This window comes from Planktothrix sp. FACHB-1365, assembly GCF_014697575.1.
Taxonomy (GTDB): Bacteria; Cyanobacteriota; Cyanobacteriia; order Cyanobacteriales; family Microcoleaceae; genus Planktothrix.
Genome location: NZ_JACJSC010000001.1, coordinates 24,624 through 38,513, shown reverse-complemented (window position 1 = coordinate 38,513; position 13,890 = coordinate 24,624). Strand labels below are relative to the sequence as shown.

At 40.5% G+C, this 13,890-nt stretch carries 14 protein-coding genes; 10 read left to right on the top strand and 4 right to left on the bottom strand.

What is annotated here, in order from left to right; genetic code table 11:
• The first annotated feature begins 69 nt into the window (after window positions 1-69).
• From H6G57_RS00190 to H6G57_RS00165, 6 genes are all read left to right on the top strand, one after another.
• The gene (locus tag H6G57_RS00190; protein WP_190515057.1) at window positions 70-1,536 is read left to right on the top strand and encodes an aminotransferase class I/II-fold pyridoxal phosphate-dependent enzyme; all 1,467 of its coding nucleotides are present in this window, start codon (window positions 70-72) and stop codon (window positions 1,534-1,536) included.
• Window positions 1,537-1,569: 33 nt separating this feature from the next.
• A complete protein-coding gene (gene cbiT, locus H6G57_RS00185) occupies window positions 1,570-2,169 on the top strand; it encodes a precorrin-6Y C5,15-methyltransferase subunit CbiT (RefSeq protein WP_190515056.1) in 600 nt (199 codons plus the stop codon).
• Window positions 2,170-2,284: 115 nt separating this feature from the next.
• Window positions 2,285-3,172: a phosphatidate cytidylyltransferase gene (locus tag H6G57_RS00180; RefSeq protein WP_190515054.1), complete on the top strand. Its 888-nt coding sequence runs from the start codon at window positions 2,285-2,287 to the stop codon at window positions 3,170-3,172.
• Between the two features lie 87 nt (window positions 3,173-3,259).
• On the top strand, window positions 3,260-4,459 hold the full coding sequence (locus tag H6G57_RS00175; RefSeq protein WP_190515052.1) for an FAD-dependent monooxygenase: 1,200 nt from the start codon (window positions 3,260-3,262) through the stop codon (window positions 4,457-4,459).
• A complete protein-coding gene (locus H6G57_RS00170; protein WP_190515051.1) occupies window positions 4,456-5,406 on the top strand; it encodes a DNA cytosine methyltransferase in 951 nt (316 codons plus the stop codon). The genes H6G57_RS00175 and H6G57_RS00170 overlap by 4 nt, the downstream gene beginning before the upstream one ends.
• A gap of 94 nt (window positions 5,407-5,500) precedes the next feature.
• Window positions 5,501-7,279, top strand: a complete 1,779-nt coding sequence (locus tag H6G57_RS00165) for a mechanosensitive ion channel family protein (protein ID WP_190515049.1) — start codon at window positions 5,501-5,503, stop codon at window positions 7,277-7,279.
• Window positions 7,280-7,370: 91 nt separating this feature from the next.
• Here the strand turns inward: H6G57_RS00165 and H6G57_RS00160 are convergent, their stop codons facing one another.
• The 3 genes from H6G57_RS00160 to H6G57_RS00150 are packed head-to-tail and all read right to left on the bottom strand — an operon-like array spanning window position 7,371 to window position 9,051.
• A complete protein-coding gene (locus tag H6G57_RS00160) occupies window positions 7,371-7,784 on the bottom strand; it encodes a nuclear transport factor 2 family protein (protein WP_190515048.1) in 414 nt (137 codons plus the stop codon).
• A 31-nt stretch (window positions 7,785-7,815) separates the two neighbouring features.
• Window positions 7,816-8,424 (bottom strand): pyridoxamine 5'-phosphate oxidase family protein, encoded by a 609-nt coding sequence (locus H6G57_RS00155; protein ID WP_190515045.1) that lies wholly within the window; start codon window positions 8,422-8,424, stop codon window positions 7,816-7,818.
• 9 nt (window positions 8,425-8,433) lie between these two features.
• On the bottom strand, window positions 8,434-9,051 hold the full coding sequence (locus tag H6G57_RS00150; protein WP_190515044.1) for a glutathione S-transferase family protein: 618 nt from the start codon (window positions 9,049-9,051) through the stop codon (window positions 8,434-8,436).
• Window positions 9,052-9,159: 108 nt separating this feature from the next.
• Between H6G57_RS00150 and H6G57_RS00145 the strand changes: the two genes are divergently transcribed.
• Window positions 9,160-9,702, top strand: coding sequence for a TetR/AcrR family transcriptional regulator (locus H6G57_RS00145; RefSeq protein ID WP_190515042.1), 543 nt, complete (start codon window positions 9,160-9,162; stop codon window positions 9,700-9,702).
• A gap of 99 nt (window positions 9,703-9,801) precedes the next feature.
• Here the strand turns inward: H6G57_RS00145 and alr are convergent, their stop codons facing one another.
• Window positions 9,802-11,022, bottom strand: coding sequence for an alanine racemase (gene alr / locus H6G57_RS00140; RefSeq protein ID WP_190515040.1), 1,221 nt, complete (start codon window positions 11,020-11,022; stop codon window positions 9,802-9,804).
• Window positions 11,023-11,261: 239 nt separating this feature from the next.
• On the opposite strand from alr, the gene H6G57_RS00135 reads away from it, so the two are divergent.
• The 3 genes from H6G57_RS00135 (at window position 11,262) to H6G57_RS00125 (ending at window position 13,727) form a co-directional block, all read left to right on the top strand.
• Window positions 11,262-11,759 (top strand): HNH endonuclease, encoded by a 498-nt coding sequence (locus H6G57_RS00135; protein ID WP_190515039.1) that lies wholly within the window; start codon window positions 11,262-11,264, stop codon window positions 11,757-11,759.
• A 178-nt stretch (window positions 11,760-11,937) separates the two neighbouring features.
• Complete coding sequence (gene sixA, locus H6G57_RS00130) at window positions 11,938-12,435, top strand: phosphohistidine phosphatase SixA (RefSeq protein WP_190515037.1); 498 nt, start codon at window positions 11,938-11,940, stop codon at window positions 12,433-12,435.
• A gap of 119 nt (window positions 12,436-12,554) precedes the next feature.
• On the top strand, window positions 12,555-13,727 hold the full coding sequence (locus H6G57_RS00125; RefSeq protein WP_190515035.1) for a citrate synthase: 1,173 nt from the start codon (window positions 12,555-12,557) through the stop codon (window positions 13,725-13,727).
• Window positions 13,728-13,890: the final 163 nt, after the last annotated feature.

Genomic DNA, 13,890 nt, shown 5'->3' with positions numbered 1-13,890 from the left:
GGGCGAGAAAACCTCGCCCCTACAAATACAATTTTGGTAATTTGTACATAAAATTTAGACTTGCTATATATGTTAGAACAATCTCAAACTCCCTTATTAACTGCCTTAAAAACTTGTGCAAATCAACCTGATATCCCCTTTTATACCCCAGGACATAAACGAGGACAAGGAACTTCAGCCTTATTAATAGAACTATTAGGAACCCAACTCTTTAAAGCGGATTTACCCGAATTACCTGAACTCGATAATTTATTTAATCCAGAAGGTGTCATAGCAAACGCCCAAGCTTTAGCTGCTGAAGCATTTGGGGCTGAACAAACCTGGTTTTTAGTCAACGGTTCAACGGCGGGAATAATTGCTGCGATTTTAGCAACCTGTGGAACTGGAGATAAAATTTTAGTTCCTCGGAATGTGCATCAATCTGTAATTTCAGGGTTAATATTATCCGGTGCGATCGCAATTTTTCTAAAACCCGACTATAATCAAACTTGGGACTTAACTTATAGTATCACCCCAGAACTTGTTGCCCAAACTCTACAACACCATCCCGATGCAAAAGCAGTCTTAATGGTGTATCCAACCTATCAAGGAATTTGTGGAAATATTACCGAAATTGCTAAAATTACCCATCAATATCATATCCCCTTAATTGTTGATGAAGCTCACGGCCCCCATTTTAATTTTCATCCTGATTTACCCCTATCAGCCTTAAAAGCTGGAGCCGATTTAACTATACAATCAACCCATAAAGTTTTAGGTTCCCTCACCCAATCTTCCATGCTTCATGTTCAGGGAAATCTGATTAACCGAGAGCGATTATCCCAAACCTTACAATTCCTTCAATCTACCAGTCCCAATTATATTTTATTAGCGTCATTAGATGCGGCTCGTCAACAAATGGCAACCCAAGGCTATGATTTAATGAGTCAAACCCTATCTTTAGCTAAAATAGCTCGAACTGAAATTAATAATATCCCCGGTTTATCTAGTTTTGGAACACCCAACTTTCAACCCGCATCAGGATGTGTTAACTTAGATTTAACTCGTTTAACCGTCAAGGTTTCAGACTTAAAAATTAGTGGTTATGAAGCCGATGAAATTCTCCGTCAACAATTCCATGTCACCGCAGAACTTCCCAGTCTGCATCATCTGACATTTATTATCAGTTTAGGAAACACAAAAACCGATATTGAACAACTGATTAACGCACTTAAAACCCTTTCCATTCAACAGCCTCCTACCACCACCCCCCGTCAAAATTTCTTTCCTACACCCCATAACTTGCCCTCCACACCCCCTTACTCCTGCCGAGAGGCTTTTTTTGCCCCAACAGAACAGCGTCCCCTTGCAGACTGTATTGGGCGAATCAGTGCAGAAATCATCTGTCCTTACCCACCCGGTATCCCCGTATTAATGCCGGGTGAAATTGTGACCTCCGATGCACTAAAATTTTTGCAACAAGTGATAGCTTTAGGTGGGAAAATAACAGGATGTAGCGATCCAAACCTGCAACAGCTTAAAATTGTTAAGGGTTAAATCAATCAATACAACCTTAAACCGAACCCCAAAATGTCCAAACTTTGGCCCTATGTAACCCCTGGTATTCCTGATGATTTGTTTGAACGGTTGCCTGGTATTCCCTTAAGTAAGCGGGAAGTCCGGTTATTATTAGTTTCTCTGATGCGCTTGCAACCGGACTCAATTGTTTGGGATATTGGGGCAGGTACAGGGACAATTCCGGTTGAAACGGGGTTACTCTGTCCCCAAGGTCGAATTATTGCCATTGAACGGGATGAAGATGTGGCGAATTTAATTCGACTTAATTGTGAACGGTTTGAAGTTAAAAATGTTGATGTAATTGAAGGAAATGCCCCCGACTGTTTACACAGTATTTCCTATCTGCCTCATCGGGTTTGTTTGGAGGGAGGACGACCCATTAAAGCGATTTTAAATGAAGTTTGGAAATATCTACAACCTCACGGACGAATTGTAGCGACAGCCTCAAATTTAGAAACGCTTTATTCGATTTCTGAAGGGTTTTCTGAGTTACAGGTTCGCAATGTTGAGGTGGTGCAATCTGCGATGAATCGCTTAGAAAAACGGGGAAATCATCAAACCTTTGAAGCGGTTAATCCGATGTTTATTTTAAGCGGAGAAAAACTAGATTAACGTGAAAAAAATCAGAGCGTTAAGTCCCCAAACATCATTATTTACACATTTATAATTCCCAGTTAAGCTGTTCCCTTTCTCAACTCCTGACTCCTGACTCCTAACTCCTAACACTATGCCTTCTTTGTCTCGTATTATCAGTGGAATTATAGCCATTATTCTAGCCTTGGGAATGCTCATTTTTGGAGGATGGTATTTTACCCTGGGTTTTAGCGTGATTGTCTATTTAGGTCAATTAGAATATTTTCAATTAGTCCGGGCTAAAGGAATTGAACCTGCGGGAAAAACGACTTTAGTTGTTAGTCAAGCCTTACTGTTAACCGCAGCATTCTCCCCAAATCTAGTGGATGCGATGTTTGCTTTAGCCGGAACCCTAATCTGTTTTTATCTATTATTTCAACCTAAATTATCCACCATTGCTGATATTAGTTCTTCAATTTTAGGACTATTTTATGGTGGATATTTGCCGAGTTATTGGGTGCGGTTAAGAGTGGGATTAGAACCCCATACATTATTAGAAAAAGCCTTTGCAAGTCCGATTCCATTTAATGAAAATTGGTTAGAAAATTTGTCTGTTTATCATTTATCCCAAGGATTAACCGCCACTTTATTAGCTTTTAGTTGTATTTGGGCAGCCGATATTGGGGCTTATATTTTTGGAAAATGTTTTGGGCGGACTCGCCTATCAGATATTAGCCCGAAAAAAACCGTTGAAGGAGCAATTTTTGGGGTTTTAGGCAGTATTAGCGTTGCCATATTAGGTTCTTGGTTTTTACAATGGCCGGGGTTTCCTTGGGCGGGTTTAATCTTAGGATTATTAATCGGAATTGCGAGTTTATTAGGGGATTTAACCGAATCTTTAATGAAACGAGATGCAGGCGTTAAAGATTCTGGTCAACTCATTCCCGGTCATGGTGGAATTTTAGACCGGGCTGATAGTTATGTCTTTACTGCTCCTTTAGTCTATTACTTTATCACATTATTTTTACCTTTATTAACTTAAAAATAGTCTAACGGCAAATTTTCCAGCAGCAGTAACGAAAATAAACCCACGAATAACTCAACACAAACGACATCAATTATTAATAATATGACTTCAGAATTCAAGGTGATTATTATCGGAGGTGGGATGGGGGGTTTAACTCTAGCCCATGCTTGTCTAAATCAAGGAATTTCTGTTGAACTCTATGATAAACGTGACCTCAAAACCATGCTTTCAGGGCCAGGAGGAATTTTTATTCAACACAATGCTTTAAGAGTCTATAAACTCCTAAACTCAGGACAGCTTTCTCAGCGTTTTTATCAACAGGGAGGCAAAATCCTCAAAGGTGGATTTTTTAGTCAAACTGGAGAACCCCTTTATATTAACTCCCCTGAATTTATCCGCGAAGACAACTTAGGGGTGTGTCTGCTGCGACCGGAACTTCAGCAAATTTTGTTTGAAACTTTACCCCCCGAAATCGTACACCCAGGAGTCGCCTTTGAAAACTTCCAGGACACCGGAAACCAGGTGCGAGTTAGTTTCTCCGATGGTAGAACCGTTGAGGGGGATATCCTTGTGGGTGCTGATGGTCTTTACTCCAAGGTGCGGGCTAGACTTCAGGGTCAGGAACGTTTAGAAGAGCCTGTTTATAGCGGTACTTGCTGCTGGAGAGGATACTTCAACACCTCTAGTTTATCCCTAGACTCCCGCTACAGTTGGGCAGAATTTTGGGGTCAGGGTCATCGTTTTGGCTATTTTGACGTCGGTGGGGGTCGGTTCGCCTTCTATGCCTTTAACAACACCTCAGCCGGGGGAAATGACGATGCGGTCGGGGGCTCCTTAAAGGCATTACGTTCTATTTTTCAAGACTACGCTGACCCCATACCCGCCATTATTAACATCTTAGACCCGGAGAAGATTTACCGAGATGATATTGTAGACCGCCCCCCCTTGGGAAGCCAATGGGGTCAAGGACGAGTTACCTTAATTGGGGATGCAGCACACCCCGTTTTACCGACGTTAGGTCAAGGGGGTTGCATGGCCGTAGAAGATGGGTTTGAATTGGCGAAACAACTGTCTGTTCATACTGGAAGTGAAGATAATATTTCTGAACTGTTACGAGAATTTGAAGCCCATCGCAGTCAACGAGTCACTCGCGTTTTCAACACCTCCCGACAAATTGCTACATTAGCACAAGCAGATACGGCTATTGGATGTTGGTTGCGAAATTGGATTTACAAACTGACTCCAACTCGGTTGGCGGACTTGCAGTTTAAATGGTTGTTTGATTACCAACCTAAACCATGAGTCTAAAATTAACTCAATTCAGAGTCATTGATTTATTCTGTGGATGTGGGGGATTATCCCTGGGATTACAAAACGCTGGCTTTAATATTGTTGCAGGATTTGATAACTGGAAATTGGCTCTTGATATTTATCAAAAAAATTTTAAACATCCCAGTTTTTTAATTGATTTAGGCAACTTACAGGGCGATTTCTCAAATTTTAAAATGTTTAATGCCGATATTATTGTTGGGGGCCCTCCCTGTCAAGACTTTTCCAGCGCCGGAAAACGAGATGAAAGTTTAGGGCGAGGAGATTTAACCTTTGTTTTTGCTGAAATTGTAGCTACCATTCAGCCTCAGTTTTTTATCATGGAAAATGTGGCTCGATTTATTAAAACTCAGAAATATAAACAAGCAAAAACTCTTTTAAAATCGGCTAATTATGGGTTAAGTGAAATTATTTTAGATGCAAGTTTATGCGGAGTGCCTCAAATTAGGAAACGCTTTTTTTGGATAGGAGAATTTCAAGGAAAAGATGACCAATTCAAACAAAGTTTAGAAGCCAATTTATCTTCAAAATCCTTAACAATCCGAGACTATTTTAACCAAATTAGTAAACCCTTAGACATTGACCATTATTATCGACATCCCAGAAGTTATCAACGGCGTGGAATTTTTAGCATTGATGAACCTAGTCCTACTATTAGAAGTGTGAATAGACCGATTCCTAAAACCTATCAACCTCACCCCGGAGACTCCGCCTTAATTTCGCCGGAAATTCGTCCTTTAACCACCCTAGAAAGAAGTTATATACAAACGTTTCCAGAAACTTTTATTTTCACCGGAAGTAAAACCCACGTCGAACAAATCATCGCCAATGCTGTCCCCGTGAAATTAGCCGAATATGTCGGTCGATGCTTAATTCACGATAGTATTTCTATTGAATCTATAAAATGTGTCAATTATTAAGGGAGAGAAATAATTTGACCTTGATAGGTCAATGATATATAATATTATCACATTTTAACTAACCAAGAGTAAGAATTACCAGTCCAGTGTATCTATGTTAAAAATACTGAACCTTCAGAAGCGTCGCTTTTCTCAACTGATTGTAGCACTTGGGATTTCTTTGTTCGCTTTAATATCGACTTGGAGCATTCCAGTAACCTTCGCTCAAGATGCTTTACCGAGCGCCATTAACCCTGTAACCTCTGTCATTCAGGTTGGAAATCTAATTTCGGCACCTGTTATTGTTGACGGTTACGAATTATTTAGAATTGCAATGGATATTCCGATAGAGGTGGATAAACAAGCAAAAAATCCCTCTATTATCCAAAGAGCCAAGCTAATAGAAAATGAAATTCATGGGATTTTAGATAATCGATTGTATGGAGGCAATTTTGCTAAAGGGTTTAATCCTGATACTCTCACCATAACTGTTAAAACAGATAATCAAGGGAATAGCCAAATTTTAGTATCTGATCAGGATCAACTGCAAGAAAGAGTCATTTTCACGGTGACTCCTCAAGATGCAGAATATAATGGTTATTCTGTTCAAGTTTGGTCTGATAAACTAGCAACAATCATTAAACAAGCTTTAATGCGAGGTTATGAACACCGCCAGCCCGCTTATTTATATCAAGCGAGTTTATGGTCATTGGGTTTAATTTTAGTTTCATCCTTATTGAGTTTTGCGGTTTATTTGCTCCAGAAAAACTTATCCAAAAAGACACAAAATCTAAATGATAAAAAGCAGGAATTAACTTTAGAGCAAAATCGTCTCAATAATAATCTGACTACTTCTGATAATTCAGATTCAATTTCTGAGATCACAACCCAACTACAACAGTGGCAAAGAAAATATAATACTAATCAATTTCGGAAATTATTTTTAAAACTCATTCAACTTTTAATTTGGGCATTTACTATATGGAAAATTGCTAGATTTTTCCCTCAAACTCGGTTTTTTGCCCATTGGATGAGTCGAGAACCTTTGTATCTGTTAATTATTGTAATTCTTGTGGGGATAGCCATCCGAATCAGTACCCTTTTGATTGACTATTTCTTAAAGTCCTTCCAAGAGGAACATCAGAACTTTAATGTGAGCCACAGTGCTTCTCAGCGTCAAGAATTCCGTTTTTCTACTTATAGTGTTGTTTTAAAAGGTGTCAGTAAAGCCATCTGGATTGCTGTGGGTTTTATTGTCGCTTTAGACTCCCTTGAAATCCCTGTTGCTCCTGTCGTTGCGGGTTTGGGAATTATTGGTTTAGCCTTATCCTTTGGTTCTCAAAATTTGATTCGAGATGTCTTAAATGGAATTTTCATTCTCTTGGAAGATCACTATGCCGTCGGAGATTATATTACGGTTAGTGAAATATCCGGTTATGTAGAATACATGAACTTACGCATTACTCAAATTCGCGGGAAAGAAGGACGTTTAACCACTCTTCCTAACGGAAGTATTAGTATTGTTCACAATCAAACCAAAGACTGGTCAAGAATTGATTTTAAAACAACTATTGCCTATCAATCGGATATTGATTTTGCCTTGGATATCATGAAAAAAGTAATTGAAGAAATGGCAAATGAACCCGACTGGCAAAATTCAATTCTCACTCCGGTTGTTTTGAGAGGGGTAAGTGATTTAGCAGATGCGGGTGTTGAACTGGAAATGCGAATTAAAACCCGTCCGGGAACGCAATGGACAATTGCTCGTGAATTTCGTCGTCGCTTAAAATTGGCTTTTGAGCAACAAGGAATTGAATTTGGACGCCATGAACAAGCTGTATTCTTACCCGAAGTTGCTCACTGGTTAAGTCAACAATCTCTTAACAACAGGTAAACTGATCTCCGTTTTTTTATTGTGGGGTAGAAGGATGACATTAGGCTATTTCAGCTACCCCACAATTAGGATTTTCTGTTCTCCTAAATTACTAACGAAACTTACGGTCTGATTCTTTAATGGGTAAATCGTTAATACTGGCTTCCCGTCGCTGCATTAACCCATTGGGGGCAAATTCCCATTGTTCATTACCATAGGCGCGATACCATTTACCCGAATCTGTGCGATATTCATACTCAAATTTGACAGAAATTCGGTTATCGGTGAAACTCCATAACTCTTTTTTTAAGCGATAGTCTAGTTCTGTATTCCATTTGCGAGTCAGAAATTCCCGAATCTTGTCCCGTCCGGTAAAAAATTCAGCCCGATTTCGCCAAACGGAATCTTCTGTATAAGCTAAAGCAACTCGTTCAGGATCACAGGTATTCCAAGCATCCTCCGCCGCTTGGACTTTAGCTTTAGCGGTTTCTAGGGTAAAGGGAGGTAAGGGGGGTCTTGTTTCCATGAGGGATTCTCTATGATTATTATGATTAAGTTTATGGGGTGTTGTGAACGTTGCTTAATTGCTGTTCTAACTCTACAATTCGAGTTTGTAACGGTGTCATCATTGCCTCTACTTCCGCCTCAGAATATCGGATCGGAATATGTTGGGGACAATTCTCACTAATCGCTTCAACATGAAAAATAATCGCCCGTTCAATTTTTGAAGGGTCGTTCGGCATTTTTAATTGTTCAATTAATACCGGATCTCCTTCAATATATTCCGCTTTTCCCCAAATCTTAATCCGTTTGCGGTGACGATAATCCATTAAAAACAAAAATGCTTTATGATTTCCCGATAGATTACCAACAGTAATGTACTGCACATTTCCCGAAAAGTCGGCAAAACCTAGGGTCTTCTCATTAAGCACTTTTAAAAAACCCGGCATTCCACCCCGAAATTGAATATAGGGATAGCCATTAGAACCAACGGTTCCTAAATAAAATCCATCTAATTGAGCAATAAAGTTTTGAATTTCAGGGGTGATTGTATCATTGGCATCCCCATTCGCAATATAGCGTTGATAGGTTTGCCTCGATCCGCGTAATTCCTGGGCAGCTTCAACTTCTGGAGTAAAGGCAATTTCTCCAAATTTCCGGGGCATACTCACCTCCTACACCGTTACAGGTTGTTGAATCCCAATCATACTCACAAAGCCTGGAAGATGCTGAAGGCGATCGCACCAAGCCAAAATATGAGGATAATGATCCAGAGCAATCTGACCATCAGCAGCGAGGGCAACGTAGGGAAACACGGCAATATCCGCAATAGTTGGATATCCTAATTCTAACCAATTTTTATTTGATAAATGAGTATTGATTTGGGTTAAAATGAATTCGGCTTTTTGATTCGCCCGCTCTAAATTAATACTGGTGACATTGAATCGATAATACAACCTCGCTGACTCTGGCCCTTGACGAATTTCTCCGGCTGTTGTCGATAGCCAACGAATCACCCGACTTAGGGGTTCAGCCTCCATTGGCAACCATTTATCCCCCCCATATCGCCGTGCCAAATACACTAAAATCGCCTGAGCATCTGCCAAAATAATATCGTCATGCACCAGGAGGGGGATTTGTCCAAAGGGATTAAGTTGTAGAAATTCAGGCTGTTTGTGTTCTCCAGCCATTAAGTCAACCTTAATCCACTCGTAATCTAAGGCTAACAGAGACAGCATTAATTTGACTTTGTAGCTGTTTCCAGACAGTTCGTGACCATAAAGCTTAATCATGTCGGTTCTTGGTAAGAAGTGTACCGTGCGTTCGGTATATTTATAGTGTACCGATTGTTCGGTATAATGTCAAGAGATGGAACCCATAATTTTTATCCCAGTCTAAAAATGCCCAAAGAAACCTATATTCCCTGCCTTCTGCAACTGTTTCGGCAGTATGGCTATGATGGAGCTACCCTATCCAAAATTTCAGAAGCCACAGAATTAGGGAAAGCCAGCCTGTATCATCACTTTCCCGGCGGGAAGGAGGAGATGGTGAAGGCGGTGCTGGATTATTTAGAACAATGGTCAAGGGAGAATCTATTGTCCACTTTGCAAGGGGAGGGGGATACAGTGTCTCGACTCAGAAGAATGTGCGATCGCCTGAATGAACTGTATCAAGGGGGACAACAACCCTGTGTCTTTGTTATTTTGTTATCAGGTTCAGCCAGAGATGTTTTTCATGCTCAAGTTAAAGGGTTATTTGTGTCTTGGATTGATGCGATCGCTCAAGTATTCCTAGAAACTGGAATGGATGAAGTATTAGCCCAACAAAAGGCAGAAGATGCAGCAATTATGATTCAAGGGGCATTAATTTTATCCCAAGGTTTAGATGATCCGTCCCCTTTTCAACGAGTGATTCAACAATTACCTCAACAACTTTGTATTTAAATTTTAGCTTCAGGACTGAAGAAGAAACCGGGTTTCTGAATTAAGAATTCTGATTTGATTCTCTCCCTAACATCAGAAACTCGGTTGATTAGGTGATTATTATTTTATATTAACCCTAGGAAGTCGATGTTTAAAACCACAGAGAATTTCCCAAGAAATGGTTCCCAATGTATTAGCCCAATCGTCAGCCGAAATCGAATAATCTCCATCTCGACCTAATAATGTTACCACTTCCCCCACTTGTAAATCAGGAATATCACTGACATCTAACATGATTTGATCCATTGTAATTGTTCCAATTTGAGTCACCCATTGACCCCGAATTAATACTTTGATTTTATTAGATAGATTTCGAGGAATCCCATCGGCATAACCGATGCCAACAACGGCAATACGGGTTTGTTTTTTCGCAATAAATTGATAGCCATAACTCACCCCTGTTCCGGCTTCAATAGTTTTAACCTGTGTTACCCGTGCTTTAATTTGCATCGCAGGTTTTAAAGCAACAACGGATTCTAAATGGGGAGCCGGATAAAGACCATAAAGACTTAATCCAATCCGTACCATATCATAATGTAAATTCGCATCTGCTAAGGTCGCTGCGGAATTAGCAATATGTAATACCGGAAATTTCAAATCAGTGTCAGATTGCCAATGCTCTCGAATTTCATTAACAACATTTTCAAACCGATAATGTTGTTGTCGCATTATAGTTGGGTCAGGGCTATCTGCTGTGGCAAAATGGGAATAAATTCCGGCTAATTCTAAATTTGGTAATCGTTGGACTAATTGGAAAAACTCTAACCCTTGTTGCCAAGGGGTTCCTAACCGCGACATTCCCGTATCAATCTTAATTTGAACCCCTAAAGATTGATTGAATGAACTTAAGGTTTCTGAGAATAATAACGCCTGTTGGGGAGTGCATAATGTAGGCTGTAGTTGCCAATGGGCGATGGCTTGTACTTCTGCGGGGGTATGTATGGCCCCCAACACTAAAATCGGTTTCTTAATTCCGGCTTCTCGTAATTCTATGCCCTCTGGCAGGGTCGCCACGGCTAACCATTCCGCACCTGCCTGACAAACCATTTTCGCCACCGAAACTGCCCCATGTCCATAGGCATCCGCTTTCACAACGGCCATTAAATGGGTTTGGGCAGATAATAACCGTTTAATTTGGCGAACATTTTCCCCCAGTGCCTCTAAATCTACTTCAACCCACGCCCGTTGACGAATTCCAACTTCTATCTCGGAATTATGCAACGATGAATCGAGGGATTGATTCGTTGTGTTTGCAATCGAAATCGATTTTCCGCTCACCATATTTTAATTCACTCCTCAACCCAGAATTAGAATTGACAATTCCTAATCAATAGAATTGTCCTATCAGTTATTTACAGCTTTCTACTTTATTGTCAACCTTCCGCAATCTGTTGTTATAGCAGGGAACAGGCAACCGGGAATAGGGAACAGAAAGAAAAAGACAGATACTTTTGCCGTTTAACCCCTGAAGACGTTAAGCTGTGTTAATATCGGTCAAATCTTATTGCAGAATCCAGACAATGGGTAATGTGTTAGTTTTGAATGCCTCCTATGAGCCACTCAATATCACGACTTGGCGACGGGCGGTTATTTTGTTGCTCAAAAAAAAAGCCGAACAGGTTGAGCATAATGGAAAATTTATTTTTCCCGATTTTCCATTTCCAACCGTGATCAGACTTCGCCATTATGTTCGGGCTCCTTATAAAGATATTCCACTAACCCGAAGAAATATATTGCACCGGGATAGTCATTCCTGTCAATACTGTGGATATACCGGAGATGATTTAACCCTAGATCATGTGATTCCGCGTTCTCGTGGAGGAGGAGATTCTTGGGAAAATCTGGTGTCTGCTTGTGTTCAGTGTAATGTCAGGAAGGGCAGTCGCACCCCAAAAGAGGCTGGGATGACCTTGCGGATACCGCCGCGAAAACCCTACAGCAGCCTTTATTTTGAAGTGACGAAGCACGTCAAAAGTGGCATGAACAAAGAGTGGCAAAAATATATAATTGGTCTTTAAGCCCCTGTCTATATCAAGTACAGGGGTTTTTTGTTAGTCGGATTTCGGGTGTTACTGGGTTCTTAATCTTTTAAGAATTACGAATTAAGAATTAAAAATTAAGAATTAAAAATTGTAATTCGTAATTTATAATTTGGAATTCGTAATTAAATGTTCATTCTTAATTGAAAAAATTTTTATGACGGATTTATATTTAATTCGGCACGGAATTGCAGCAGAACACGGAACTTATCAAAATGATGACGAACGCCCATTAACCCAAGAAGGCGATCGCAAAACTCGAAAAGTTGCTAGTCGCCTCAAAGCGTTAGAATTAGAATTTGGTATAATCTTGACCAGTCCCTTGATTCGTGCTCGCCAAACCGCAGAAATTCTCAAAGCAGCAGGATTATCACAACAGTTAGAAGAATGTGCCACCTTAGCCCCTGATGGTAATATTCATGACTGGATCACGGAGTACAAGACTTGGATTTCAACAGCAAGTAAACCTTTAGCATTAGTCGGACATCAACCCGATTTAGGGAATTGGGCAGAATTATTGATTTGGGGACAGGCCAAAGAAGCCCTAATCCTTAAAAAAGCAGGCATTATTGGTATTACCCTCCCCCCGAAGGGTTCTCCTCTGGCAAACAGTCAACTTTTTTGGTTAACTCCCCCTAAATTTTTGCTGGGTTAAGCCGTTCACCCTTTCTCCAAAGCTGCTAGAAAGTTAATAAAATCCTGTCAAAACGAGAACACTATCAATTGCTCTGATAATGTAGCTTGAGAAAGATCCACATACCTACATAAACTTTTATGACTGCTGTTAGTGAATTCAAACCCGGTCTTGAAGGCGTTCCAGCCACCTTGTCTAGCATTAGCTACGTTGATGGACAAAAAGGCATTCTGGAGTACCGAGGAATTAGTATTCAACAACTGGCGAACTATAGTACCTTTCTGGAAACCTCTTATTTGTTGATTTGGGGAAAACTTCCCACCAAAGATGAATTAGAAGCATTTGAGCATGAAATTCGCTATCATCGACGGATTAAATATCGGATTCGGGACATGATGAAATGTTTCCCGGAAACCGGTCATCCCATGGATGCTTTACAAACCTCAGCAGCAGCTTTAGGATTATTCTATTCTCGTCGGGCTTTAGATAATCCTCAATATATTCGGGAAGCGGTGGTGCGGTTACTCGCAAAAATTCCCACAATGGTGGCTGCATTTCAATTAATGCGGAAAGGAAATGATCCGGTACAACCCCGTGATGATTTAGATTATTCCGCTAATTTTCTGTATATGTTGAGTGAACGGGAACCTGACCCGTTAGCAGCATGGGTTTTTGATGTGTGTCTGACTCTTCATGCTGAACATACCATTAACGCTTCCACATTTTCCGCAATGGTGACCGCTTCTACCTTAACCGATCCCTATGCGGTGATTGCTTCCGCCGTCGGAACCTTAGCGGGGCCATTACATGGAGGGGCAAATGAGGAAGTTTTAGTCATGTTAGAAGAAATTGGTGATGTAGAAAATGTCGCCCCCTATGTAGACAATCTGATCGCTAAAAAATCTAAGATTATGGGATTCGGACATCGGGTTTATAAAGTTAAAGATCCCCGTGCTACGATTTTGCAACAACTGGCCGAAAAACTGTTTGAGAAGTTCGGCCATGACCAATATTATGAAATTGCGCTGGAATTAGAAAAAGTCGTTGCTGATCGCTTAGGCGGAAAAGGAATTTATCCTAACGTTGATTTCTATTCGGGTCTGGTTTATCGCAAGTTAGGGATTCCGGCTGATTTATTTACTCCAATTTTTGCGATCGCTCGTGTTTCGGGTTGGTTAGCCCACTGGAAAGAACAACTCACCAAAAACCGCATCTTCCGCCCGACTCAAATTTATACGGGTTCTCACAATGAAACCTACGTTCCTATCCATGAACGTAACTGTGCCATTAACCTAGAAGAATCAACGTTGTAATCGTTGACGGTTGACGGTTGACAACTCGCCGTTAACCGCTTCACCCATCAGTAAGTTTCGAGAGTCAGCCTAAGTTTTGAGGACGGTCAAACGCTATACTAATTTACGGTAAAGTCTTAAAAAATCTTTACGAGAATGTGGGCTTTGTGAAGTCGTAGAGACA